Source organism: Campylobacter novaezeelandiae, from assembly GCF_004323845.1.
Taxonomy (GTDB): domain Bacteria; phylum Campylobacterota; class Campylobacteria; order Campylobacterales; family Campylobacteraceae; genus Campylobacter_D; species Campylobacter_D novaezeelandiae.
The window spans coordinates 18,630-41,921 of the sequence record NZ_QPGR01000006.1 but is presented as its reverse complement, the minus strand read 5'-3'; the positions used below and the strand labels follow the sequence as shown (position 1 = coordinate 41,921).

Sequence of the window (23,292 nt, the reverse complement as noted above, 5' to 3'; positions counted from 1 at the left end):
GTTTACACCATGTAAGACATTTGATGGACTTCTAAAAGTTTTTGATAAAACTCTTCATCTTTTTTGTATTCTAAAATTCCATTAGTAGGAAAGAGATCATTATAAATTTTTTGCATATTTTTAAAACGATTTGGAAAGAGTTTACTTAAAATCATGCTTGAAATTTCCTTTCTCATAAAAATAGCTGGTGGAATGATTCCTGCTCTTAATAATTCTTTTAAAGAGTTACTATTAAAATGCATATGATGATGATGACCATGAGGACATGATTTTGTACTTACTATAATAGCACACTTATCACAAAAAACAAACTCAGGCAAAACAATCACTTCAATACCGTAATCTTTAGCAAATTCATCTAAAATAGTTTTAGGTTGATTGCAATCATAAAACATTCCAAGCCCTGTATGATTTTGTCCTACAATCAATTTCGTACAACCTAAATTCTTAGCAATAGTTCCTTCAAGTCCAGGATTTAAATGGGCATGAAATATATAAGTATCTTGCAAAGGAAATACAAAAATGCGTTCAGGTGGCAAATAATCTTTTATAAACTGGTTTAAATATTTTTCTTTAAGAGAAAAATCAAGTCCATTTTCTTCATAAGACTCTATCAAAAAAACCACTACTAAATCAGCCTTATCAATACTCCACCTAAAAATTCTTTCATGGGCTCTATGCAAAGGATCAAAACTTGAAACAATCGCTGTGATTTTTTTTGCATTAAGGTTATTTTTAATGCTTAAAAATTTCTCCTTAATGCTTTTAATAGGAGAATTGTAAATTTCAAATTCTCCGCTAATACATACATTGGTCTTATCATCTAAAAAACATTCATTAAAATTAAAAATGCTTGTAAAATGACTTTTATATTTAAATTGGGAATGAAAAACTATATGTCCAACTATTTGATTATTTAAAATAAGATCAATTTTATCTCCAAATTCAATGTTTTTTAAAATTTCCTTAACTTTATCATATTTGCAAACAAAGGTTAATGGATAAAGAAAAGTATGACCCTTAAATTTTTTTGTGCGAGAAATTTCCTCACTTTCTTCTTCATTCATTAAATATTTATAAGGACCAAGCATCCCTTCTTTAATGAGTGCAAGAATTTTAAATTCGTTAGCATTAATAACTATATTTTTATTTTCTTTTACTGATTTCATATTTTTTCCTTTTTTCCCATAAAGACTTTCTCGAAATCCCTAATTTTTTAGATAAATCCGTATCTGGAAAAATATTTTGATAAGTAAGTATTATATATTTTACATATTCATCAATAGTTAAAATTTCATTATTATTAATATTTTTTTCATCATTTTTTAAATCAATATAATCAAAATTCATAGGTTTTTCTAGTGTAGTACTTGTATGCAAAATCACCATTTTATCTTTAATAAAATTTAAAACCCTTTCTTTGTCTGTATTTTTTAAAACTTGAAAATTACTTATATACACAATATTATTATAAGAAATAAGCTTAAAAATTTTTTCTAATGAGCTTAGTTCTGAAAGATCAACATATGAAAAGATTAAATCATACTTTTTCATATAATTAAAAACAAAAAAATCAGCATTATTTTGATTATTTGCTTGAAGTATGAGAGGAAATTTAATTTTTTTATAATTATATTCAACGGCTTTTAGATTTTTAAAATGAGATTTAAAATAACTCTCATAGGTATTATTTAAAACAAGAAGCTTCCTAAAATCTTGATGATGTTTAATCTTTCTTAATAATTCCTCCATCATAAAAGGTTTTTGAATATAATCACTAGCTCCCATTTTTAACGGATCAGAAACAGTATCCGTACTTATATATGAAATAAGAAGAACTATAATACTTGATTTAAATTTTTCAACCGCATTAATAAAATTACTAGTATTTGTAGAAAGAAGAACAACATCATAAGTTTTTTCATCTTTTAACTCATCAAAAGAATTAATAATTTCACACCAATACCCAATTTCACTTAATTTCATACTTATACTCTGCGCTAAGTAAATTTCATTTTCTACAATTAAAACTCTCATTATATTGTCCAATCAAAATATTTCAAATTTACACAAGATAAAACAGCAATACCCTCTTCTCTACCTATAAAACCCAACTTTTCTGTCGTAGTAGCTTTTACATTAACCCTAAATTCATCTATTTCCAAAACTTTAGCTATATTTTTTGCAATATCTTGTTTAAAATCTAACAATTTTGGAACCTGTGCTATAACAGTTATATCAGTATTTATAATTTCAAATCCTACTTCTTTAACCTTTTTATAGGCTTGCTTTAAAAGTTCCATAGAATTAGCATCTTTAAATTTCATATTTGTATCAGGAAAAAGCTCACCTATATCTCCAAGTGCTGCAGCACCAAGTAAAGCATCAGTTAAAGAATGTGCTAAAACATCGCCATCACTATGAGCTTTTAAACCCTTGCTAGGATGAATTTTAACTCCTCCTAAAAGTAAAGGGCGATTTTCTCCAAATTCATGCACATCAAAACCATTACCACAAAAAATTTCGCTACTTGGTTTTGGTAAATTTAATTTTTTTAAATCTTCTTTAAAAGTGATTTTTCTTGCACTCTCTTCTCCTTCAACATACCAAATTTTTCCACCCACTGAAGCAATAGCACTACTATCATCGCTAAATTCTTTATCCATTTCTAAAGCTTTTTTAAGCAAAGAAGTGCGTGAAATTTGAGGAGTTTGAACAAGCTTAATTTTTTCTCTTGGCAAGATTTCTTCATCAAATAAAGTAGTATCAACAACTTTTAAAATAGGAGTTATACAATCTGCATGATTAATATTATTAATCAATCTTTCAAATAATTCCTTAGAAATAAATGCTCTAGCAGCATCACTAACCATAACAAATTCACTATCAATTTTCTTAAGGGCATTTTTTAAAGATTGAGATCTTGATTTAGCACCTTCAACAATTTCATAATGAGAAGTAAATTTTTTCATATAAGAAGTATTACCAGAAGTAACAACAACTTTTTTGAAATGATATAAAGAACTTAAATTTTTAGTCACATACAACCAAAGAGGGTCATTTTTTAAACGAATAAATTGTTTTTTTACATCTAAATTAAACCTACTAGAATCTCCGGCTGCAAGTATTATTAAACTTATATCAAGCATACCTTTCCCTTTTTTAAGCGAGAATTATAATTTAATATATGTTACCATATTAAACACTTATAAAAAGCTAAATTTTATTTTTTTGTTAGTAGAATAATATTTTAATATAAGGAGAATTAATGTTAAAAAAAATTGAAGAAAAACTTAAAAACATCAAATATCCTGGTTTTGAAAGAGATATTGTTAGTTTTGGTTTTGTAAAAAATATACGTTTTGAAGATGAAATAGCTTTCATCGATATTGAAATAGTATCTGCAAACCCTCAAATTGCAAAAGAACTTAAAGATAATATTGAAACACATCTTAAAGAACTAAATTTAAAAGAGCTAAAAATTAATATCATACAACCTAAAATTCCTGAAGAAAAAAGTAATTCTAGAAGTGGAAAAAACATAGCTCCTCAAATTAAAAACTTCATTATGATTTCTAGCGGTAAAGGAGGGGTAGGCAAAAGTACTACTGCTGTTAATTTAGCTATCTCTATGGCAAAAATGGGTAAAAAAGTAGGACTTTTAGACGCAGATATTTATGGACCAAACATTCCAAGAATGCTTGGAGAAACTGGAACTCAACCAGAAGTTATTGGGCAAAAATTAAAACCTATCTTAACACATGGAATTTATATGATGAGCATGGGTGTTTTAATTGAAGAAGGACAAGGGCTTATGTGGCGTGGAGCTATGATTATGAAAGCTGTAGAACAACTTCTATCTGATGTTATTTGGCCAGAACTTGATGTGCTTCTTCTTGATATGCCTCCTGGAACAGGGGATGCTCAAATTACCTCAGCACAAAGCATTCCAATAACTGCTGGAGTTTGTGTAAGCACTCCTCAAATTGTCTCGCTTGATGATAGCAAAAGGGCATTAGATATGTTTAATAAACTTTACATTCCTATAGCAGGGATTATTGAAAATATGAGTGGATTTTTATGCCCTGATAATGGAAAAGAATATGATATTTTTGGTAAAGGCACAGCAGAAAATATAGCAAAAATTTATAATAGCGAGGTCTTAGCTCAAATTCCTATAGAAATGATAGTTAGAGAAGGAGGAGATGAGGGAAAACCTATAAGTTTCTATCACCCTGAAAGTCTAAGTGCAAAACGCTATATGATAGCAGCTGAAAAAATCTGGCAGTTTATAGAAAAAATCAATCAAGAAGGTGGAGTTAACAATTCTAAAATCCAACCTACAACAAATGGTAAAAATGCCTGTTCTTAAAATATAAGGAGAAAAATAATGATAAATTCTAAAGAAGATTTTTTACTTTTTGTAAAACAAATAGAACAAAAACAAGGATATAAAAGTCCAAAAGCTTTTGGTATCGCAAGACTTGATCGCGGACAAATTAATAAAAATAAAATTTTACAAGCAAATTTTGCTTTTGTAAATTTTGAACAAAATTATGCTTCGGCTGCCATCATGTTTGAAGCTTTTAATAAAAGAGGAGTAGAGATTGACTTTAACGCAAGTGAATTTGTCAATGTCTTAAAATTAGAGGATATTGAATTTGCTCTTTCTTGTTTTAAGCCATTTTTAGAAGAAGAAGGTCATCAAAATATTGATTTGCTCAAAATTATTAAAGAATCTTTTAAAGATGATGAATATGCTTTTGTGTGTATTTTTGAAGACAAAGAACCTTTAAGCGTTGAAAGTGTCTATTTAAAGCTTTATCTTATTTCAACCAAGAAAGTTCCTTTAAGATCTTTAAATTTAAATGGAGCTTTTGGTCTTTTAAGTAATGTTGCTTGGAGTGATGATAAACCTATAGAATTAGAATATTTAAGAGTCAATCAAATGAAACTTAAGATGAAAAATCAATATCCAAAAATTGATTTTGTTGATAAATTTCCAAGATTTTTATCTCATATTATCCCAGAAGAAAATACAAGAATTCTTGAAAGTTCTAAAGTTAGAATGGGAGCGCATCTAGCAGCAGGAACAACTATAATGCCAGGTGCAAGCTATGTTAATTTTAATTCAGGCACAACAGGTGCTTGTATGGTTGAAGGACGTATTAGTTCCTCAGTAATAGTTGGAGAAGGTACTGATATAGGAGGTGGTGCTTCTATCTTGGGTGTATTAAGTGGAACAAGTGGAAATGCTATTAGCATAGGCAAATCTTGTCTTCTAGGGGCAAATTCAGTCACAGGCATACCTTTAGGAGATAATTGTATAGTCGATGCTGGAATTGCTGTTTTAGAAGGAACTAAATTCTTGCTTAAGGATAAAGACAAACTTCAAAAAGTAAATAAAGATTTTGAATTTTCAAAAGATATGTATAAAGGATTAGAACTTCAAGGTTTAAATGGACTTCATTTTAGACAAGATTCTATTAGCGGGGCTATGATCGTAGGATTTAATAAAAAAGCAATAAAACTTAATGAAGATTTACATTAAGCAGAGAAATTTCTCTGCTTAAAATTATTTATTTAACAACAGCTTTGAGAACTTGTTTGACAAGAACTTTGTAAAGTTGATCTTAACATCCAAAGATCTTTTTCATATTTAGCAATTTTTTCTTGTGCAAAAGCAGCTGTAGTTGTATCATTGACTTTTTCAGATTCTTCATTTAATTTTTTAAATTCTCCTAAAAGATATTCATAATCTTGTTTAATAAGATCAACCACTTCAATAGGAGTAAAGCAATCTTTATCTACTTTTGGACTTTTAGCTTTTTCTACTAAAGTCTTTCTGCAAACTATAGCTTTTTCTCCAAGTTGCAATACTCTCTCAGCACAATCATCAAAAAGTTCAGCCATTTCTTCATAAGCTTTTTCTGTATATTCGTGGATTGCAAAAAACTGAAGTCCTTTAACATTCCAATGATAATTATGAAATTTAATCCATAAATGATGTGCATCTGCTTGAATTTGTAATAATTGATTTACTACTGACATTTTATCTCCTTTTTTAATTTTTAAAATTATAACATAAAATTATTAAATAATAATTATTATTAAATAAAATTTTTTATTATAATTTTACTTTACTCTATTATACTCTTTTTCTGTAAAAAATTAACGAGAATTTAATATATTTTTTAAAATAAGCTTTCCAACTTCAACACCAGGTTGATCATAAGTGTTTATTCCTAGCATAATCCCGCAAGCAGAAGTAAAAAGTTCATAATAATACATTAAATACCCTATATGCCAAGGATCAAGATATTCAATTTCAATCAAATCAACACTAAGATTTTCAGAAATTAATGCATGCATTGTTGCATCACACTGAGCATTTAAAAGTTCTTGTAATTTTATATTATTACTTGATGAATCTAAAAATTTAAAATTAATATCTGGTATGATAGGAGAATTTTTAAGATTTTTTATTTTTAGAAAAGTTATAGTTTTATTTTTAGGACCATCCATAATAAGTTGCAAAAAACTATGCTGATCTCTTGCTCCAATTAAAGCAATAGGAGTTAAACCTATTCTTTTGTATCCTTGTTTTTTGCCCAAACTCTCAGCAATAAGCTGTATATACCATTCATTAAAACCTCTAAAAATATCATTATAACTAAATAAAACATTAATATTGGCATTTTTATGCGTACAATAATGATAAGCTTTTTGCAAAATTTCATCTTTTTTATGGATAAAAAAATCTTCAAAACAAGCTCTAGCTCCATTTAAAAGATCTTTTGCATCATAACCACAAAAACAAAACGGCACTATACCTACAGCCGAAAGTATACTAAAACGTCCTCCAACATTATTTGGAATAAAAAAAGTTTTTATATTTAAATCTTTAGCTTGCTTATGCAGATTTGAATCTTTATCTGTAATAAAAATAAAATAATCTTGCAACTCATTCAATTTTAAATTAAAATATCCAATAATAATTTTAAAAATTGAAATAACCTCAATAGTATTACCCGTTTTACTTGTAATTAAAAAAAGACTTTCTTTAATATCAATACATTCTAAAATTTCCATCAAAATAGAAGATGAAGTATTATCTATAATATAAAGATTTTTTAAACTCGTACTTTGATTAAAAAGCAAATCTTTTAGAGCTTTCACCCCACAACTTGATCCGCCCATTCCAACTAAAATAATATTTTTAATATATTCTTTATCTTTGATAAATTCTTTACTTTCATCAATAAGTTTTAAACTTGTATCAATTAAATGATAATACCCTATATCACCACTTTCAAATTCATCATTAATACGATTAGCATAAGATCTAATATTCTCAAATTTTGTCGTCTTAAAAAATAAAGTATTTTTTAGCATAAACTTTTCTTATAGAAAAAATTAGTTGCTTCAACAAAGCCATCAACACTCCCACAATCAAAACGTTTTCCTTGAAATTTATAAGCTAAAACCATACCACTTAAAGCTTGAGTTAATAAAGCATCAGTAAGTTGAATTTCTCCATTTTTTCCAGCTTTAGTATTTTCTAAAATACCAAAAATATCTGGAGTTAAAATATATCTTCCTATTATTGCTAAATTACTTGGAGCTTCATTAATATCTGGTTTTTCTATCATAGAATTTACCATAACTAAATTATCTTCTACATTATTTCCAGTAACTATTCCATAATTTGAAACTTGATCTTTTGGTACTTCCATAACTGCAACAATGGTGCAACGATATTTTTCATAAATTTTAACCATCTGAGACATTACATTAAAGCCTTCTTCATTAACGCACAAATCATCAGCTAATATCACCCCAAAAGCCTCATCTCCAACTAATGGTTTGCTTTTTAAAATCGCATCACCCAAGCCTTTCATTTGATTTTGTCTTGTAAATGTAAAAGTACAACGATCTATTAAAGATCTTATATCATTTAATAAATACTCTTTTTTTGTTCCTGAAATTTGATGTTCGAGTTCATATGAAATATCAAAATAATCCTCTAAAGCTCTCTTTCCTCTTCCTGTTACAAATCCCATATTATCCATACCAGCCTCTAAAGCTTCATCAACACCATAATGAATAAGAGGCTTATTAAGAATTGGTAACATTTCTTTTGGAAGAGTTTTTGTTGCGGGTAAAAATCTTGTTCCATAACCAGCTGCTGGAAAAATACAAGTTTGAAGCATAAATTTTCCTTATCTTATTTTATTAGAAAAATTATAACAGAATTTATTAAAAATTAATTTAGAAAGCAAAGTATGATTTTATAAAAAAGTGGTGACCCATACGAGACTCGAACTCGTGTTACCGCCGTGAAAGGGCGATGTCCTAACCGCTAGACGAATGGGCCTTTCAGTTTAATTGAGTTTTAAAGAATGAATTATACATTTATTATTCTTAATATTATATTAAATTATAAATTAATATTTTTAAATTATAATTTCATTATTTTTGCAAATCATACAAAGGTTAAATATGGATATTTTTAGTTTAATTTTTCTATCTATTGCTTTGGCAATGGATGCTTTTGCTGTCTCTTTATGCAAAGGTTTTAGCGTTAAAAAATTAAATATAAAACATTATCTTTTGGTAGGAGTTTATTTTGGTGGCTTTCAAGCTTTAATGCCTTTATTAGGATATATTATAGGGATAGAATTTGAACCTTTTGTTAGAGAAATTGATCATTGGATAGCTTTTATACTGCTTGCTTTTATTGGCATAAAAATGATTAAAGAATCATTTGAAAATAAAAGTTGTGAAAATATAGCAAACGAATTTAATTTTAAAACCATGCTCTCCTTAGCCATTGCAACAAGTATTGATGCATTTGCCATAGGAGTAAGTTTTGCTTTTTTACAAGTCAATTTATTATTGGCACTTTTTTTAATTGGTTTTATTACCTTTATACTTTGTATTTTTGCACTTAAAATTGGTAATCAATTTGGCGTTTATCTAAGCTCTAAAGCAGAGTTATTAGGAGGTGGAGTTTTAATCTTGCTTGGGGTAAAAATTTTGATTCAGCATCTATTTTTTGATTAAATATCAATCTCAATACCAACAGGAGCATGATCTGAGCCAAACACATCATCTCTTATAAAAGCATTTTTTAATTTATTTTTTAAACCAGCGGAAATAAAAAAATAATCAATTCTCCAACCCACATTTCTTTCTCTTGCTTTCATTCTATAACTCCACCACGAATATCTTTCTTTGACATCTCCATTGATTTCTCTAAATGTATCAATAAAACCCATATTAAGCAAATCATCAATCCAAGCTCTTTCTATAGGTAAAAATCCTGAAGTATTTGAATTTGCTTTTGGATGAGTAAGATCTATTTCTTTATGTGCAGTATTTACATCGCCACAAATAATAATTTCTTTTTTTTCATTTAAAAGTTTTTCAAGATATATTAAAAAATCTTTATAAAATTTCATTTTAAAATTTAAACGTTCTTCATCTTTTTGTCCATTAGGAAAATAAATATTAAAAAGAACTATATTATTAAAACGATGTTCTAAAACCCTTCCTTCATCATCATCAAAAAATTCACATTTTTTTACTTCGCATTCAAAATTACAAAGACTCATAACTCCAGAATATCCTGGCCTTTTTGCAGAATTAGAATAAATATATTTAAAAGGATATTCATAAATTTTTTTAGGAAACTTATCTTCATGAGCTTTGATTTCTTGAAAACCTATAAAATCAATTTTTTCTTCATTGATCCAATCTAATGCATTTTTATCACAAATAGCTCTTAAACCATTTACATTCCAAGATAATAACTTCATATCTATCCTTAAAATAAAAAGTGCAATCATAACACATTTTTTCAATTTGTGCCATGCGTTAATTTAATATTTTTATAATAAATTTTTGAATTTGAAAGGAAAATATGCTAAAAATCTCATGGTTTAAATTTGTATTATTAAATTCTTTATTAATAACTTGCTTAAATTTCAATCTTTTTATTTTTGTATATGAAAAGATTCAAAATACTTGGCTTACTTTGGCTTTCATTGTTATGTATTTTTTATTGATACATACTATTTTTTCTTTATTGTTTATTAAATTTCTTACAAAATTTTTCTCTATATTTTTTATTTTAAGTTCTTTAATAAGCATATATTTTATTTATTATTATGGAGTTTTAATAGACTCAGATATGATTTTAAATGCTATGCAAACAGATATAAAAGAAGTCAAAGAACTCTTAAATTGGCGTTTAATCCTTTTAACTCTAGGTTCTTTAATATTAATCATTTTTATTATTAAATTAAAAATAGTTAATTCTAAAATACTTCCTACTAAAATAATGAGTATATTTTTAGCTTTAATTTTATTTTTATGTATATTTTTACCTTTAACTAAAACTTATATTCCATTTTTTAGAAATTATAATGAAATTAGAATGTATAACACCCCTTTTTATCAAATTTACTCTTTATGGCGCTACTATAGTAAAAATATAAAAGCCAAAGAAAAATTTAAAATCATAGAAAATGATGCTTATATAGAAGATAATACCAGCAAAAAACTTCTTATTTTGGTAGTGGGCGAAACCGCAAGAGCAGCAAATTACTCTTTGGGAGGTTATACTATAAATGATACAAACGCTTACACTAAAAAAGAAAAGGTAATCTTTTTTAATAATGTAAGCTCGTGTGGAACAGCTACAGCTATAAGTTTACCTTGCATGTTTTCCATTTCAAAAAGAGAAGATTTCTCAATCAACGAATTTCAAGAAAATGCTTTAGATATTTTACAAAAACTTGGAATCAATACTATTTGGATTGATAATAATTCAGGAGGTTGCAAGGGAGTTTGCGATCGCATTAAACAAACAGAATTATATTCTTATCAATATGATGGGAATTTACTCGACTCACTCAAAGAAAAACTAGAAAATCTCAAAAATCAAAATATTATAGTATTGCATTTACAAGGATCGCATGGACCGACTTATTACAAACGTTATCCTAAAGAATTTAAAAAATTTTTACCAACTTGCGATACCAATACGCTTGATAAATGTTCACAAGAAGCACTTATTAATACTTACGATAATACCCTACTTTATACAGACTTTATTTTAAGTGAAATTATTACACTTTTAAAAGAAAAAAATGATTTTCAAAGTTCATTAATTTATATTTCTGATCATGGAGAAAGCTTGGGAGAAAATGGTTTATATCTTCATGGAATGCCTTATGCTTTTGCTCCAAAATATCAAACACACATTCCTTTAATTTTTTGGAGTAATGATAGTAATTTAATAAAATTAGCAGAAAAATACAAAAATTTAAAACTTTCTCAAGATAATCTTTTTAGCTCTCTTTTGGGATATTTTAATGTAAAAAGCAATGTTTATCAAAGTAATTATGATTTGTTTAATAATTCCTTAAAGGCTAATCCTTGAAACCAAAATATCATTTTTTTAAAAATACTAAATATGCTATAGAAGGAATTTGGAGTCTTATTAAAAATGAAACTTCTTTTTGTATAGAGCTTGGTATTATTATTCCTGCTATTATTATAAGCTTTTTTCTCCCAATTTCTTTGTTGGAACATTTAATTTTAATTTTTGTTCTAATGCTTATTTTAATTATAGAAGCATTAAATTCAGCAATTGAATCTTGCGTTGATTTAACAACAGACAAATGGCACGAAAAAGCAAAAATGGCAAAAGACTATGGTTCAAGCGCTGTATTTTTTAGTATCGTTTTGGCTCTTTTTACTTGGGGAATTATTTTGGGACATTTATATTTATGAAATTTGAAAATTTGATAAAAGAACTTTTTGGAAAAAAGCGTTATGAACTTTTAAAATTTTTATGTGAAAATGCTGATGATAATGGATTTATTATGATAAAAATAAGTGATATTGAAAAAAAACTTCATCAAAGCAAACCTACAATTATTGCAACTTTTAAATTTTTAGAAGAAAAAAAAGTTTTTAAAAAACTCAAAAATGGTTTTTATCAACTTTATATTAAAGAATAAATATGTATTCATTTATATAATTATAAAAATTTATAACAAGGAGTAAAAATGAAGCTTAAAAATCCTTTGGATATGCATTTACATTTAAGAGATGAATCAATGTTAAAACTTGTTGCACCTTTAAGCACAAAAGATTTTCGTGCAGCTGTCATTATGCCTAATTTAGTTCCTCCACTTTGTGATATTAAATCATTAAAAGCTTATAAAGAGCGTATTTTAAAGGTAAGCAATGATAACCACTTTACTCCTTTAATGACACTTTTTTTTAAAAATTATGATGAAAAATTTTTAGAAAATGCAAAAGATGAAATTTTTGCTATCAAACTTTATCCAGCAGGAATCACCACAAATTCAGAAAATGGAATTTCAAATTTTGAAATTGAAACTTTAAAACCTACTTTAGAAGCTATGAGTGCTTTAAATATTCCTTTATTAGTACACGGGGAAACAAATGATTTTGTAATGGATAGAGAAAGCAATTTTTCAAAAATTTATGAAAAATTGGCAAAAAATTTTAAAAATCTTAAAATTATAATGGAACATATAAGCACTAAGACACTTTGCAAACTACTAAAAGATTATGAAAATTTATATGCAACCATCACCTTGCATCATTTAATACTTACTTTAGATGATGTCATTGGTGGAAAAATGAAACCTCATCTTTTTTGTAAGCCTATTGCTAAAACTTATGAAGATAAAACTGCACTTTGTGAATTAGCCTTTAATGCTTATGAAAAAGTAATGTTTGGAAGCGATAGTGCTCCTCATCCAAAAGATGAAAAAGAATGCTGTGGTTGTGCAGCAGGAATTTTTAGTGCTCCTATAGCCTTAAGCGTTTTAGCTGAATTATTTCAAAAACACTCAAATCAAGAAAATTTACAAAAATTTATATCAGACAACGCTTGTAAAATCCATAATTTAAGTTTTAAAGAGGATAAGATTATTACTTTAGATAATGAAAATTGGCAGGTTCCAAACGAGTATAAAAATGAAAATGAAAAAATTATTCCTTTTATGGCTGGAGAAAATTTAAGATTTCAAGTAAAATCCTAAATTATATAATTTAGGATTTATTCTAATGCTGTTAAAATTTTTTTAAGATTATCTTTTTTAATGCCTTTCCACACTAAAAAATAATCCACAATACACCAAATCCATAATACAAACAAAATAAAACTGCCTATAAAAATCCAAATCGTAATCACACCTATAATCCAAGTTAAAAGTTTTAAAAGACCTAATTTAATATCACCTTTATAAAAACGATCGGCTCCAAAAATACCCAAAAAGAAACCTAAAATTAAACCAACAATATGGCTTTTGAAATTTAAAGTTGCAATGTTATTAATTTTATCTTCACTAGAATTTTTGAGTTTTTCTTGAACAAGAGGTAAACTTTGTGATGGAATTTTATCAGAAATCATCATTAAAGCAATATTAGCATCCATTAAGCATTCCTTAAAAAATAAAAAGCGTTATAATATCTAAAAATTCAAAAAATTAGAAGTTTTATTTTTGATTCAATTTGCTCTTTTACTTCTTCTTTTATAAAATTTTCTAATATCCTTTTATCTGTTTTTACTCCATTCATATCTAAATGCCACAAAGCATTTTCAATAGCTTCCTCACGACTTCTTTGAACTACTCGCATCTCATTAAAAATTATCTTATGAAATTTAATATTTTTCTCAATTAAAAAATTTTCTAAATCTTTTTTATAAAATCCTTTAAATTCTGTATTAAAATGTCTAAAAATAGGATCTAAAAAATCACTCTTTCTATAATCAGCCCATCCAAGATAAATTCTAAGTGGAGCCAAAGTCATAAAATTTTTATAATCTATTCCATTTTGCAAAGCAGGAGACATGCTTAAAAAAGCTATATCACATCTAAAATGAGGATTTTCTTTATAAAAAAGATCAAAACTTAAATTCTGATATTTAATATTATTTATGCCCAAATTCAAAGCATCTTGACTTAAAATTTCTAACATGATTTTTGAACTATCTAATGCTAAAATTTCTTTAGCTACTTTTGCAAAATGTAAAGTCCAAACTCCTGTTCCACAACCTATATCAATCATCAATTTATCTTTAAAATCTATATTCAATTTTTTAAATTCTTCAAAACTATCTTGCTGAATTTTATTTAAAGTCTCACTATATCTTGCGTAAGTTTTAGCTTTTTTATCCCATAAATTCATTTTAGTCCTATCAAAAATTAAATTTTAAGTTTTTTTATAAAACAAACAAGATGATTGGCAATATCAAAACCCATAGCTTGATGAAATTTAATACTATCAAGATTCTTAGACTCACAATCACTTGCAAATTCTAAAGCTCCTTGTTCTAAAGCCCATAACTGGCAAGCTTTTAATAAAGAACTTGCATAAGATTTTCTCCTAAATTCTTCTTTAACAAAAATTGCCTCCAAATAACCAACAGGAGATGTTTTAGATCCTTCTACATAATCAAATCTTAAAGAAGCTGATGCAAAAGCAATCTCTTTATTTTCTACATACAATAAGAAAAAAATATGATTTTTAGAACAAAGCAACTTCTTAAGTTCTTGTTCTAAAGTATTTTTATCACCACCAAAAAGTAAAAAAGCCAATGGTAATAAAATTGGTAAATCACTTAAATTTGCTTTTTTAATGTGCATGATCAAAAATTTTTAATGCCTTTTCATAATCCTCTAAAGTATCTATGCCTATACTTTTAGTAGCAATTTTAAGCATTTTAATTTTTTTACCATTTTCTAATGCTCTTAATTGTTCTAATTTTTCACTTTTTTCTAAATTTGAACTTTTAAATGCACAAAATTCTTTTAATGATTTAACCCTATAACCATAAATTCCTAAGTGTCCTTTAAAATCATTATAATCTTCTCTTTCAAAAGGAATTTTAGCTCTTGAAAAATATAAGGCAAAATCAAATTTATCAATTACAACTTTGACCAAATTTGGATCACTAGCTTCAATTTTAGATATATTTTTATAACAACTTGCCATAAAAACATCTTCATTTAAATTCATAGAACAAAATTCTTTAAATTTAATTATATTTTCTTCCTCTATAAAAGGCTCATCAGCTTGCACATTGATAATAATTTCATTTTCATTTAAATTTAAAATATCACTTGCTTCTTTAATCCTATCTGTGCCACTTTCATGATCTTTTGAAGTTAAAACTGCCTTAAAACCAAAATCTTTAGCAATTTTTAAAACCTCTTCATCATCTAAAGCTATAATCACCTCATCAATTTTTGACATTTTTTGAGCTGTTGCTATAAACATTGGAACATTATTAATTTTATAAAGAATTTTTTTAGGAAATCTTGTTGATTTTAATCTAGCAGGTATAATTATCATTGTTTTATCCAATCTATAATTTCATTTTCAAGCTCATCACACTTATAAGCTTTTAAATTCTCATTTTTTATATCAAATAAAGCAAGTAAATCTGGTTTTATTTGATAATCAAATTTTAAAGCAATTTCAAGCATAGCTTCTTTTTCATTATTTAACTCTTGATCAAATAAAGCTTTGTATATACTTGGGGTAAATTTTGTCCATTCTGCTGTTGAAGTTATAAGAGTACTTTTATCTTCATCTAAAAGTTTAAAACAAGTTGCCGTATGTGGATCAATTAAAAAATCTTTAGAATATTTTTTAATAAAATTCATACATTCTAAATCTGAACAAGAAGAAGCATCAAAATCTTGCTTTAAACTATCAAGTTCATCTTTATTTAAATAAAAATATTTTTTTTCTTTTAAGTCATTCATCAATTCTTTGGTTCTTAAATCTTTAAATTTATCAAAAAGCAAACGCTCTATATTTGAAGAAATTAATATATCCATAGCTGGAGAAATAGTTTTTTTAAGACTTCTTTCTCTTATATCATAAATACCTTGATTGAAAAAATCACTTAAAACATCATTAGAATTAGTAGCAATTTTAATACGATCTATTTTAGCTCCCATTTTTTTGGCATAATATGCTGCTAAAGCATTGCCAAAATTACCACTTGGAACTATAACATCTAATACTTTATCAAGTTTCACACAAGCATAGTAATGATAAATCATTTGAAACAAAATTCTTCCAAAATTAATAGAATTTGCTACACAAAGTTTAAAATCTAAATTGCTCAATATCCTTTTAAAATCATCTTTTAATAATAACTTTTTTAAAGTATTTTGAGCATCATCAAAATTTCCTTCTATTGCAAAAACTCTTAAGTGATTTTTATTTAAAGCTTGCATTTGCAAAGCTTGAATTTCACTTGTGCCATCTTTAGGATAAATGCAAACAACCTTAATATTTTGAAATTTTTCAAAACTTTTTAAAGTAGCTGGTCCAGTATCACCACTTGTTGCACAAATAATTAAAATTTTATCATTTTTATTTAATTCATTTAAAAGTACGCCAAAAGGTTGCAAAGCCATATCTTTAAAAGCACGAGTTGGGCCATGATAAAGCTCATTGATAAACAAATTTTCATTTACTTTTCTTAAAAATAAAGCTGTTTTATCATCAAATTCTTTATAGGTTTGCAAGGCCTTTTTAAATAAATCAATATAACCAAAATGAAATTGTTCTATAAATTTTAAAGCAAATTCTTCATAACTTAAATCTTTTAAATTATAAGCATTAAAAGGCAAAATCTCATCAAAAGTATAAAGTCCTCCATCTTTTGCACTAGGATTAATTAAGGCTTCTTTAAAATCTACTTTATTTTTTCCATCTCTTGTGCTAACAAGTTGCATTAAAACTCCTTAAATAGTTTTGTAAAACTTTTTTAAAACTATCTTCTAATTCTATATTTAATTCTATAATTTGACACTTAAAACCAAAATCTTTTACTTTCACATAGTCTTTAAAAGTAAGCATTAAAGTATCACAATGATGTTTATCAAGTAATTTTTTAAGTTCTTCTTTTTTAAATTCATAATGATCATTAAAAAAATAACAAGCTCTAGCCTTTATAAAATGCTCATAAAGCCTAAAAGGCTTAGCAATAGCTGTTACTAAAATAGCTTTAGGATTTTCCTTTACAAAAGAGTAGCGATAAAAATCTTTACCCTCTTTTGCAATAAAATTTGCCTTCTTTTTATAAAATTTAGGAAGTCTATAAGCTCCACTTGGCAAAGTAAAATTAAAATAAGGCTCTATCTTGCTTTCTAATAAAATATCAAACTTTTTGATATAAAATTTTGAAAAAGCATCATCAAGTAAAATAATTTTAGCTCCTAAATCAAAAGCTTTTTGTATACCTTTTGCTCTATTTTCACTTACTATTACTCCGCTTATATTTTCTTCATAAGCATATTCCATAGCTTCATCGCCACTTTGCATTACATCGCATAAAATTTGGTTATTGGCTTTTACAACAAAAAGTCCTTTACTTTTTCTTTTATATCCTCTAAGCACGATAAAAACTCCTTCAAATTCTTTGGCAATAGCTTTGCATATTGGAGTTTTTCCATTGCCACCAAAACTTAAATTTCCCACACTAATAATGGGTTTTTTAAAATCTATGTTTTTTCTAAAATATAAATTTAAAATAGCCATCAAAGAATATAAAAAACTTACAGGAAGCAAGATAAAAGCCAAACACTTTTGCCAAAAAGATGGTTTAAAAAAATACCTATCAAGCCAAGTCATTAAATATTTCCGGTAAAGATCTTTTAAAGGCGTTCTTTGCCATTCTTTCTTTAAGCATGGAAATTAGCTCAGGATTCAATTTTAGTATTTTCTTTTCATCATTAAATTCTAAAGCTTTTAAGCCTTGATCAATTTCCTCATAAGAAAAACCTAAATCCTCTTGATCATTTTGCCCTACCCAAAGATCAGCACTTGGAGCTTTTTGTATAAAGGCTTGATCTAAATTTAAAAATGTAGCCAAATTATAAATTTCGCTTTTATAAAGACTTCCTATAGGGTTAAAAGCACAAGCTAAATCTCCATAAATTGTTCCATAGCCTAACATCAACTCGCTTTTATTTGAAGTTCCAACAACCAAATATCCTTTTAATGCAGAATAATCATAAAGCAAGCTCATACGAATTCTAGCGCATAAATTACCCATTCTAATTTTGTTTGTATCCTGACTTTGCTCTAAAAATGAAGCTAAAATTTTATCAATTTTAATAATTTTATATTCTATATTTAATTTTTTACAAAGTTTAAGAGCATCTTGTAAATTTTGTTCGTTTGAGTATTTACTTGGCATCAAAAGAGCAAAAATATCAGTTTTTAAAGCATTCTTGCAAAGTGTTGCTACTAATGCTGAATCAATTCCTCCGCTTAAACCAAGCACTACTCCTTTTGCATTCGCACTTTTAACCTTTGTTTTTATAAATTCATAAATTCTTTGAGTTAATTTTTCATAATCCATAAGTTTTATACCTTTAAAATAATGTATAATTATAATAAATTTTAAAGCAAGAAGGATTAAAATGCAAATAATTAAACAAGCTTGTGGTCCTTATGAAACAAATTGTTATATTTTAAATACAAACAAAGGCGAATTTATCATAGATCCTGGTATGGGAGCTTTAGAATTTATAGAAAAAAATATTAAAAATCCTATAGCCATTTTAAATACTCATGGACATTACGATCATGTATGGGATAATGCCAAAGTTAAAAAGAAATTCAATATTCCTATTTACATTCATAAATTAGACGCATTTTTTCTTGAAGATCCTTTCAATCAAGGTTTTGAAAAAAGTAAAGCCGATATTTTAGTTGAAAATGAAAATGACATTGACATTAATGGCATAACTTTTAAATTTCATTTTTTACCTGGTCATACTCCAGGCTGCTCGATGATAGAAGTAAAAGGCGAAAATTTAATGTTTAGTGGAGATTTTTTATTTTATAGGAGTATAGGAAGATGGGATTTTCCTTATTCTAATGCTCAAAATATGAAAAAAAGTTTAGAAAAAGTTCTACTTTATAAAGAAGATTTTCGTCTTTTACCTGGACATGGAGAAGAGAGTACTTTACAAGAAGAGATTCTTCATTTACCAAGCTGGTTAAGGTATTTTCATTGAATTTGGATTCTCTTTTATTATACATTTTTATTTTTTTAAATTGTTTTGCATTGCTAGGACTTAAATTAAAAAATAAAACAAAGAAGAAAGTCTATAAAATTTGTCCTTGTAAAAAAATGGCAGAAAATGGAACCTTAAGCACTCTTTGTATGTATAGTGCTATGGGTGGATTTTTATATAGTGCTACTTCTATTAGTTTTATTGGTTTTAAAAATTTAGAGCTTAATCTTATCTTTTTATTTTCACTTTCGTGTGCTTATTTAGGATGGAGACTAAAAGAGAATTGATGGATTTAGAAAATATACTAAAACTTACACAAAATATTCGTTTAGTTGGTGCAAGCAAATATGTTGATGGTGTGACCATTAAAAATTTTTACAAACTAGGTATTAAAGAATTTGGGGAAAATCGTATTCAAGCTTTAAAAACAAAAAAAGAAGAACTCGATAAAGAAAATTTAAATATAAAATGGCATTTTATAGGAAATCTTCAAAGCAATAAAATCAATCTTTTAATCCGTCAAAAACCTCATTTATGGCAATCTTGCAATGGAATTAAAATAGCTAAATTAGTTGATAAAAAATTAGATTATACTTTAGATACTCTACTTGAAATCAATATAGCAAAAGAAGACTCTAAACAAGGAATACAACCTGATAAAGCCTTAGAAGAATATCTTCAAATTCAAGAAGAATGTCCTCGCTTAAATTTATGCGGAATTATGTGCATGGCCTCTCATAGTGATGACAAAAAACAAATTGCTAAAGATTTTGAACAAGCTTATAAAATTTATGAAAATTTAAAAAAATACAAAGCTACAATTTGCTCTATGGGTATGAGTAATGATTTTGAAATAGCTATTAAATGTGGATCAAATATGGTAAGGCTTGGGAGTATTTTATTTAAATAGAGTCCCAAAAGACTCTATTTAACCTAATAAACTAGCTAGTTTAGCTTGTAACATCATATTAGATTGTGCTGCTATAAATGCAGAAGCGTTTTCTTTTAAATAAGACTGATTTAAATCATTCACATTTTTTGCTAAATCATTGTTTAATAAATTACTTTCTGAAGATTTAGCATTAATGCTGTTTTGAACACTAGAGTTAATATTTGAAGTTAAAGAATTTATACCTGATCCAATTTCTGATCTTAAAGTTCCAAGTTGGTCTTTAAAATTTGAAATACTTTCAGGATCATCAATGCTTAAATTTTTTGTATTTAAAGCATTTAAATTAAAATTTTCACTTCCACTTCCAACTACAAAATCCATACTTTGAAATACATTCTTGCCATTATAGCTTGCATTGTTAAAAGAATCTTCAATTGATTCTTGAATGCGTGATGCTTCAGTCCTTAAGATTGATTTTTGACTATCATTTAAAGCTGCATTATTCATTCTAACAGAAAGCTCGCTTAATTTATCCGCACTTTGAGAAATGCTACTTAAACTTGCATCAGCTATTTGTAAAACACCTATAGCATCATAAGCATTAGCAATACCTTGATCTATAGTACTAGCATTTGATCTTAAAGAATCGGCAATAGCTAAATTAGAACTATCAACTCCACTAATAGCTCTAACAGCAGCAATGTTTCCTAAGGCTTTTTCAGAAGCTTTTTGAGCACTATCTAAATAATGATTTTGCTGCATTACATTTGTATTACTGACTTTCATAGTTCCTCCTTTAGTTAAATTTATACTATTTTAGTATTTTTTATCTATCTTAAAGCTTAAAAAAAACAAAATAACTTGCATTATAATGATAATTTTTAATACAACCTCACTTGCTGAATGCATACTTTTAAATTCTTCATTTTGTATTACTTGTTCGCCTAAAATTTTTTGCTGTTCTGTTATATAATTACTAAAATAAAAAACAAATAACAAACCTAAAATTAAAATTAATAAAGAAAGTATTAATTTTGAAAATCTAACTTGAAATTTTATTTTGTATTTAAAAAAACTATAACATTCATAAAAAAAGTTAAAAAATGATACAAAAAGTAAGATATAACCAAATTGTATAAAAATCTGAGTCATCATTAATCCACTTTGAAAATGACTCAAAACTCCTTCTCCTATAATATTCTTAGGATAAAAAATAATTGGTGCAACTACGACTCCAAGAATCAATTCAATACCCACGATCGCACTGAGTAAAAAAAGATTAATAGCTTTCATTGTTCTCTCCTTAAAATTGCTAAAAAAGCTCTATTAAAACCTCTTTCATCTTTAAAAAACTGACTTTGATAAAAATTTTTACTTAAAAGTTTCTGTAAAATTTCTTTTTGATCATAGCCAAATTCACAAGCTAAATATTTGACATTATTAATAAAACTAAATTCTATAATATCTTTTAAAACTTCATATCCTTTTTCCCCGCCAAATAAAGCCTCTTTAGGTTCACTAAGAACCCATTTATCAAGCTTATAATTATTTTTAATATAAGGAGGATTTGAAAAAATAAGATCAAATTTTTTATCTTTTAAATCTCTAAAATCAGATAAAATAAAATTGATTAAATGGTCTACTTTATGAAATTTTGCATTTTTCTTGGCAATCTCTAAAGCCTTAACACTAATATCACAAGCAGTGATTTTAAGGTTTAATTCTTTGGCTAAAACAATGCCCAAAATTCCACTTCCAAAACCTATTTCCAAGATATTTTCAAAATGATTCTTTTTACATAGCTCAATGAGTCTTGTAAGTAAAATTTCACTATCATATCTTGGAATTAATACTCCATTTTCAACATAAAATTCTAAATTATAAAAATAAGCCTTTTTAAAAATATATTCAAAAGGCTCTCCTTTTTTAAAACGTGAAATTAAATCAAAATAAGGCTTTTCATCAAATTCTAAATCCTCATTTAAAAAAAGCCAAATTTTATCCTTTTTTAAATATTCACATAAAATAAAAATAGCTTCACTTTCATAGTCTTTTAAAGACTCTTTAGCTAAATTTAATGCTTGTTTTATCCTCAATCTAAAGCCTTAAGTCTATCGCTAATACTTGGATGACTTAAATGAAAAAAAGTATAAATACGACTTGATTTTACAAAGGCTTTATTTTCTTTTGCAAGAGTAATTAAAGCACTTTTCATATCATCTTTTGAAGTCATTTTAGCACCATATTGATCAGCATTAAATTCATTATTTCTACTTAATAAATTAACCAAAGGAGCAACAATAAAGCTAAAAACATTGCCAAAAATCAATAAAAGCAAAAATACTCCAGCATCAACATCTGTTAAATGACTTTCTTCGTAAACAAAATTTGGTAAATTAGCAAAAAGAAAAAATAAAATAAACATTACCAAAGCATTAATAAATAAAAATTTGATTATATCTTTATGAACAAAATGTCCCAATTCATGACCTAAAACAGCCAATAACTCTTTTTGACTTAAAGCTTTTAAAAGCGTATCAAATAAAACAACTCTTTTACTTTTAAAAAGACCTCCAAAATAAGCATTTAAACGCTTATCCCTTTTACTTGCATCAATCACATAAATTCCATTAGCATTAAAACCACATTTGTGCATTAAACTTGTAATCTGATTTAATAAATTTTCATCGTTAAGTTTTTGCATTTTATTAAACAAAGGAGCGATTAAAATAGGATAAATAACATTTATAATCAAAATAACCACAAAAGAAAATATAAAAGCTATTATCCACCAAAAAGCTCCAAAATAATTATAAAAAAACAATAAAGCATATAAAATTAAAAAACCAAAAATTACTAATAAAATTAAAGATTTTATACCATCTTTAATAAAAAGCATTAAAGTCATATTAGAAAAACCCTGCTTTTTATTTTTAACAAAATTTTCATATAAACTAAGTGGCAAATTCAAAAGACTGGTTATGATTAAAAAAAGAAGTAAAAACAAGGTATTCTCTAAGATAGAATTAGAATGAATAAGAATTTTTTTAAGATAGAAAAAACCAAATGCAATCCAAAGCATATTAATAATTAATGTATAAAAATTAGAAAATATTTTAAATTTTTCATTTTCAATTGCTATATTTGCTGCATTTTTGTAAGCTTCATCGTCTAAAATGAAAGCTTTTTTTAATTTTTGCTTTTCTAAAAATTGAATTTGCATGTAAGAAATCAAAGAAAAAATTGCAGTATAAAAACATAAAATCGCAATTAAAATCATTTATATACTCCTTAAATAATTTT

The 23,292-nt window shown here is 26.4% G+C and carries 28 protein-coding genes and 1 tRNA gene; 10 read left to right on the top strand and 19 right to left on the bottom strand.

The window, feature by feature from the left end; genetic code table 11:
- Window positions 1–2: 2 nt before the first annotated feature.
- Genes DU473_RS03920 through DU473_RS03910 form a run of 3 tightly spaced genes read right to left on the bottom strand, consistent with a single transcriptional unit; the run spans window position 3 to window position 3,149 of the window.
- Entirely contained in the window at window positions 3–1,169 is a 1,167-nt protein-coding gene (locus tag DU473_RS03920; RefSeq protein WP_131163003.1) for a sulfate adenylyltransferase, read from the bottom strand.
- Entirely contained in the window at window positions 1,147–2,037 is an 891-nt protein-coding gene (locus DU473_RS03915; protein ID WP_131186553.1) for a DNA-binding transcriptional response regulator, read from the bottom strand. The genes DU473_RS03920 and DU473_RS03915 overlap by 23 nt, the downstream gene beginning before the upstream one ends.
- Window positions 2,037–3,149, bottom strand: coding sequence for a bifunctional 2-C-methyl-D-erythritol 4-phosphate cytidylyltransferase/2-C-methyl-D-erythritol 2,4-cyclodiphosphate synthase (locus DU473_RS03910; protein WP_131165912.1), 1,113 nt, complete (start codon window positions 3,147–3,149; stop codon window positions 2,037–2,039). Before DU473_RS03910 ends, DU473_RS03915 begins: the two co-directional genes overlap by 1 nt.
- A 119-nt stretch (window positions 3,150–3,268) precedes the next feature.
- On the opposite strand from DU473_RS03910, the gene DU473_RS03905 reads away from it, so the two are divergent.
- Entirely contained in the window at window positions 3,269–4,372 is a 1,104-nt protein-coding gene (locus DU473_RS03905) for an Mrp/NBP35 family ATP-binding protein (RefSeq protein WP_131186552.1), read from the top strand.
- Window positions 4,373–4,390: 18 nt separating this feature from the next.
- Window positions 4,391–5,551 (top strand): tetrahydrodipicolinate N-succinyltransferase N-terminal domain-containing protein, encoded by a 1,161-nt coding sequence (locus tag DU473_RS03900; RefSeq protein WP_131162999.1) that lies wholly within the window; start codon window positions 4,391–4,393, stop codon window positions 5,549–5,551.
- A 32-nt stretch (window positions 5,552–5,583) separates the two neighbouring features.
- Here the strand turns inward: DU473_RS03900 and DU473_RS03895 are convergent, their stop codons facing one another.
- The 4 genes from DU473_RS03895 to DU473_RS03880 form a co-directional block, all read right to left on the bottom strand.
- Entirely contained in the window at window positions 5,584–6,051 is a 468-nt protein-coding gene (locus DU473_RS03895) for a Dps family protein (RefSeq protein WP_131162998.1), read from the bottom strand.
- A 120-nt stretch (window positions 6,052–6,171) separates the two neighbouring features.
- Window positions 6,172–7,395, bottom strand: a complete 1,224-nt coding sequence (locus tag DU473_RS03890) for a glucose-6-phosphate isomerase (RefSeq protein WP_131165910.1) — start codon at window positions 7,393–7,395, stop codon at window positions 6,172–6,174.
- On the bottom strand, window positions 7,389–8,213 hold the full coding sequence (galU, locus tag DU473_RS03885; RefSeq protein ID WP_131165909.1) for a UTP--glucose-1-phosphate uridylyltransferase GalU: 825 nt from the start codon (window positions 8,211–8,213) through the stop codon (window positions 7,389–7,391). Before galU ends, DU473_RS03890 begins: the two co-directional genes overlap by 7 nt.
- 89 nt (window positions 8,214–8,302) lie before the next feature.
- Window positions 8,303–8,377, bottom strand: a tRNA-Glu gene (locus DU473_RS03880).
- 125 nt (window positions 8,378–8,502) lie between these two features.
- Between DU473_RS03880 and DU473_RS03875 the strand changes: the two genes are divergently transcribed.
- The gene (locus DU473_RS03875; RefSeq protein ID WP_131162995.1) at window positions 8,503–9,066 is read left to right on the top strand and encodes a manganese efflux pump MntP; all 564 of its coding nucleotides are present in this window, start codon (window positions 8,503–8,505) and stop codon (window positions 9,064–9,066) included.
- On the opposite strand, the gene DU473_RS03870 is transcribed toward DU473_RS03875, so the two are convergent.
- Window positions 9,063–9,821 (bottom strand): exodeoxyribonuclease III, encoded by a 759-nt coding sequence (locus DU473_RS03870; RefSeq protein WP_131162994.1) that lies wholly within the window; start codon window positions 9,819–9,821, stop codon window positions 9,063–9,065. The two genes, DU473_RS03875 and DU473_RS03870, sit on opposite strands and share 4 nt — an antisense overlap.
- Window positions 9,822–9,925: 104 nt before the next feature.
- On the opposite strand from DU473_RS03870, the gene DU473_RS03865 reads away from it, so the two are divergent.
- The 4 genes from DU473_RS03865 to pyrC are packed head-to-tail and all read left to right on the top strand — an operon-like array spanning window position 9,926 to window position 13,088.
- A complete protein-coding gene (locus tag DU473_RS03865) occupies window positions 9,926–11,449 on the top strand; it encodes a phosphoethanolamine transferase (protein WP_131186551.1) in 1,524 nt (507 codons plus the stop codon).
- On the top strand, window positions 11,446–11,802 hold the full coding sequence (locus tag DU473_RS03860) for a diacylglycerol kinase (protein WP_131162992.1): 357 nt from the start codon (window positions 11,446–11,448) through the stop codon (window positions 11,800–11,802). The genes DU473_RS03865 and DU473_RS03860 overlap by 4 nt, the downstream gene beginning before the upstream one ends.
- A complete protein-coding gene (locus DU473_RS03855) occupies window positions 11,799–12,032 on the top strand; it encodes a replication/maintenance protein RepL (protein WP_131162991.1) in 234 nt (77 codons plus the stop codon). The genes DU473_RS03860 and DU473_RS03855 overlap by 4 nt, the downstream gene beginning before the upstream one ends.
- Window positions 12,033–12,080: 48 nt before the next feature.
- Window positions 12,081–13,088, top strand: a complete 1,008-nt coding sequence (pyrC, locus tag DU473_RS03850) for a dihydroorotase (RefSeq protein ID WP_131162990.1) — start codon at window positions 12,081–12,083, stop codon at window positions 13,086–13,088.
- A gap of 17 nt (window positions 13,089–13,105) precedes the next feature.
- On the opposite strand, the gene DU473_RS03845 is transcribed toward pyrC, so the two are convergent.
- From DU473_RS03845 to DU473_RS03815, 7 genes are read right to left on the bottom strand one after another with little or no spacing between them, the layout of a single operon-like run.
- On the bottom strand, window positions 13,106–13,483 hold the full coding sequence (locus tag DU473_RS03845; RefSeq protein ID WP_131162989.1) for a TM2 domain-containing protein: 378 nt from the start codon (window positions 13,481–13,483) through the stop codon (window positions 13,106–13,108).
- Between the two features lie 44 nt (window positions 13,484–13,527).
- Window positions 13,528–14,238 (bottom strand): class I SAM-dependent methyltransferase, encoded by a 711-nt coding sequence (locus DU473_RS03840; protein WP_131165907.1) that lies wholly within the window; start codon window positions 14,236–14,238, stop codon window positions 13,528–13,530.
- A 17-nt stretch (window positions 14,239–14,255) separates the two neighbouring features.
- The gene (aac(6'), locus tag DU473_RS03835; RefSeq protein ID WP_262867963.1) at window positions 14,256–14,696 is read right to left on the bottom strand and encodes an aminoglycoside 6'-N-acetyltransferase; all 441 of its coding nucleotides are present in this window, start codon (window positions 14,694–14,696) and stop codon (window positions 14,256–14,258) included.
- Window positions 14,686–15,405 carry a 3-deoxy-manno-octulosonate cytidylyltransferase gene (gene kdsB, locus DU473_RS03830; RefSeq protein WP_131165905.1) on the bottom strand — a complete coding sequence of 240 codons (720 nt, stop codon included), beginning with the start codon at window positions 15,403–15,405 and terminating at the stop codon, window positions 14,686–14,688. Before kdsB ends, aac(6') begins: the two co-directional genes overlap by 11 nt.
- Window positions 15,402–16,805: a threonine synthase gene (thrC, locus tag DU473_RS03825; RefSeq protein WP_131186549.1), complete on the bottom strand. Its 1,404-nt coding sequence runs from the start codon at window positions 16,803–16,805 to the stop codon at window positions 15,402–15,404. Before thrC ends, kdsB begins: the two co-directional genes overlap by 4 nt.
- Entirely contained in the window at window positions 16,792–17,703 is a 912-nt protein-coding gene (locus DU473_RS03820; RefSeq protein ID WP_131186548.1) for a tetraacyldisaccharide 4'-kinase, read from the bottom strand. The genes thrC and DU473_RS03820 overlap by 14 nt, the downstream gene beginning before the upstream one ends.
- Window positions 17,690–18,436, bottom strand: a complete 747-nt coding sequence (locus DU473_RS03815) for an NAD+ synthase (RefSeq protein ID WP_131162983.1) — start codon at window positions 18,434–18,436, stop codon at window positions 17,690–17,692. Before DU473_RS03815 ends, DU473_RS03820 begins: the two co-directional genes overlap by 14 nt.
- A 61-nt stretch (window positions 18,437–18,497) precedes the next feature.
- Between DU473_RS03815 and DU473_RS03810 the strand changes: the two genes are divergently transcribed.
- Genes DU473_RS03810 through DU473_RS03800 form a run of 3 tightly spaced genes read left to right on the top strand, consistent with a single transcriptional unit; the run spans window position 18,498 to window position 20,007 of the window.
- Window positions 18,498–19,097: an MBL fold metallo-hydrolase gene (locus DU473_RS03810; RefSeq protein ID WP_131162982.1), complete on the top strand. Its 600-nt coding sequence runs from the start codon at window positions 18,498–18,500 to the stop codon at window positions 19,095–19,097.
- Window positions 19,094–19,384 (top strand): hypothetical protein, encoded by a 291-nt coding sequence (locus DU473_RS03805; protein ID WP_131165900.1) that lies wholly within the window; start codon window positions 19,094–19,096, stop codon window positions 19,382–19,384. The genes DU473_RS03810 and DU473_RS03805 overlap by 4 nt, the downstream gene beginning before the upstream one ends.
- Window positions 19,384–20,007: a YggS family pyridoxal phosphate-dependent enzyme gene (locus DU473_RS03800; protein WP_131186547.1), complete on the top strand. Its 624-nt coding sequence runs from the start codon at window positions 19,384–19,386 to the stop codon at window positions 20,005–20,007. Before DU473_RS03805 ends, DU473_RS03800 begins: the two co-directional genes overlap by 1 nt.
- A gap of 18 nt (window positions 20,008–20,025) precedes the next feature.
- Here DU473_RS03800 and DU473_RS03795 read toward each other — a convergent pair whose 3' ends face one another.
- Genes DU473_RS03795 through DU473_RS03780 form a run of 4 tightly spaced genes read right to left on the bottom strand, consistent with a single transcriptional unit; the run spans window position 20,026 to window position 23,269 of the window.
- Window positions 20,026–20,775, bottom strand: coding sequence for a flagellin (locus tag DU473_RS03795; RefSeq protein ID WP_131186546.1), 750 nt, complete (start codon window positions 20,773–20,775; stop codon window positions 20,026–20,028).
- Between the two features lie 30 nt (window positions 20,776–20,805).
- Complete coding sequence (locus DU473_RS03790) at window positions 20,806–21,282, bottom strand: DUF4149 domain-containing protein (RefSeq protein WP_131165898.1); 477 nt, start codon at window positions 21,280–21,282, stop codon at window positions 20,806–20,808.
- The gene (prmC, locus tag DU473_RS03785; protein ID WP_131162977.1) at window positions 21,279–22,085 is read right to left on the bottom strand and encodes a peptide chain release factor N(5)-glutamine methyltransferase; all 807 of its coding nucleotides are present in this window, start codon (window positions 22,083–22,085) and stop codon (window positions 21,279–21,281) included. Before prmC ends, DU473_RS03790 begins: the two co-directional genes overlap by 4 nt.
- Complete coding sequence (locus tag DU473_RS03780; protein WP_131162976.1) at window positions 22,082–23,269, bottom strand: M48 family metallopeptidase; 1,188 nt, start codon at window positions 23,267–23,269, stop codon at window positions 22,082–22,084. Before DU473_RS03780 ends, prmC begins: the two co-directional genes overlap by 4 nt.
- Window positions 23,270–23,292 lie beyond the last annotated feature (23 nt).

What these genes read in the sequence shown, in the direction of transcription:
- DU473_RS03920 (WP_131163003.1), bottom strand. Translation starts at nt 1,169, where the DNA reads ATGAAATCAGTAAAAGAAAATAAAAATATAGTTATTAATGCTAACGAA.
- DU473_RS03915 (WP_131186553.1), bottom strand. Translation starts at nt 2,037, where the DNA reads ATGAGAGTTTTAATTGTAGAAAATGAAATTTACTTAGCGCAGAGTATA.
- DU473_RS03910 (WP_131165912.1), bottom strand. Translation starts at nt 3,149, where the DNA reads ATGCTTGATATAAGTTTAATAATACTTGCAGCCGGAGATTCTAGTAGG.
- DU473_RS03905 (WP_131186552.1), top strand. Translation starts at nt 3,269, where the DNA reads ATGTTAAAAAAAATTGAAGAAAAACTTAAAAACATCAAATATCCTGGT.
- DU473_RS03900 (WP_131162999.1), top strand. Translation starts at nt 4,391, where the DNA reads ATGATAAATTCTAAAGAAGATTTTTTACTTTTTGTAAAACAAATAGAA.
- DU473_RS03895 (WP_131162998.1), bottom strand. Translation starts at nt 6,051, where the DNA reads ATGTCAGTAGTAAATCAATTATTACAAATTCAAGCAGATGCACATCAT.
- DU473_RS03890 (WP_131165910.1), bottom strand. Translation starts at nt 7,395, where the DNA reads ATGCTAAAAAATACTTTATTTTTTAAGACGACAAAATTTGAGAATATT.
- galU (WP_131165909.1), bottom strand. Translation starts at nt 8,213, where the DNA reads ATGCTTCAAACTTGTATTTTTCCAGCAGCTGGTTATGGAACAAGATTT.
- DU473_RS03875 (WP_131162995.1), top strand. Translation starts at nt 8,503, where the DNA reads ATGGATATTTTTAGTTTAATTTTTCTATCTATTGCTTTGGCAATGGAT.
- DU473_RS03870 (WP_131162994.1), bottom strand. Translation starts at nt 9,821, where the DNA reads ATGAAGTTATTATCTTGGAATGTAAATGGTTTAAGAGCTATTTGTGAT.
- DU473_RS03865 (WP_131186551.1), top strand. Translation starts at nt 9,926, where the DNA reads ATGCTAAAAATCTCATGGTTTAAATTTGTATTATTAAATTCTTTATTA.
- DU473_RS03855 (WP_131162991.1), top strand. Translation starts at nt 11,799, where the DNA reads ATGAAATTTGAAAATTTGATAAAAGAACTTTTTGGAAAAAAGCGTTAT.
- pyrC (WP_131162990.1), top strand. Translation starts at nt 12,081, where the DNA reads ATGAAGCTTAAAAATCCTTTGGATATGCATTTACATTTAAGAGATGAA.
- DU473_RS03845 (WP_131162989.1), bottom strand. Translation starts at nt 13,483, where the DNA reads ATGGATGCTAATATTGCTTTAATGATGATTTCTGATAAAATTCCATCA.
- DU473_RS03840 (WP_131165907.1), bottom strand. Translation starts at nt 14,238, where the DNA reads ATGAATTTATGGGATAAAAAAGCTAAAACTTACGCAAGATATAGTGAG.
- kdsB (WP_131165905.1), bottom strand. Translation starts at nt 15,405, where the DNA reads ATGATAATTATACCTGCTAGATTAAAATCAACAAGATTTCCTAAAAAA.
- thrC (WP_131186549.1), bottom strand. Translation starts at nt 16,805, where the DNA reads ATGCAACTTGTTAGCACAAGAGATGGAAAAAATAAAGTAGATTTTAAA.
- DU473_RS03820 (WP_131186548.1), bottom strand. Translation starts at nt 17,703, where the DNA reads ATGACTTGGCTTGATAGGTATTTTTTTAAACCATCTTTTTGGCAAAAG.
- DU473_RS03815 (WP_131162983.1), bottom strand. Translation starts at nt 18,436, where the DNA reads ATGGATTATGAAAAATTAACTCAAAGAATTTATGAATTTATAAAAACA.
- DU473_RS03810 (WP_131162982.1), top strand. Translation starts at nt 18,498, where the DNA reads ATGCAAATAATTAAACAAGCTTGTGGTCCTTATGAAACAAATTGTTAT.
- DU473_RS03800 (WP_131186547.1), top strand. Translation starts at nt 19,384, where the DNA reads ATGGATTTAGAAAATATACTAAAACTTACACAAAATATTCGTTTAGTT.
- DU473_RS03795 (WP_131186546.1), bottom strand. Translation starts at nt 20,775, where the DNA reads ATGAAAGTCAGTAATACAAATGTAATGCAGCAAAATCATTATTTAGAT.
- DU473_RS03790 (WP_131165898.1), bottom strand. Translation starts at nt 21,282, where the DNA reads ATGAAAGCTATTAATCTTTTTTTACTCAGTGCGATCGTGGGTATTGAA.
- DU473_RS03780 (WP_131162976.1), bottom strand. Translation starts at nt 23,269, where the DNA reads ATGATTTTAATTGCGATTTTATGTTTTTATACTGCAATTTTTTCTTTG.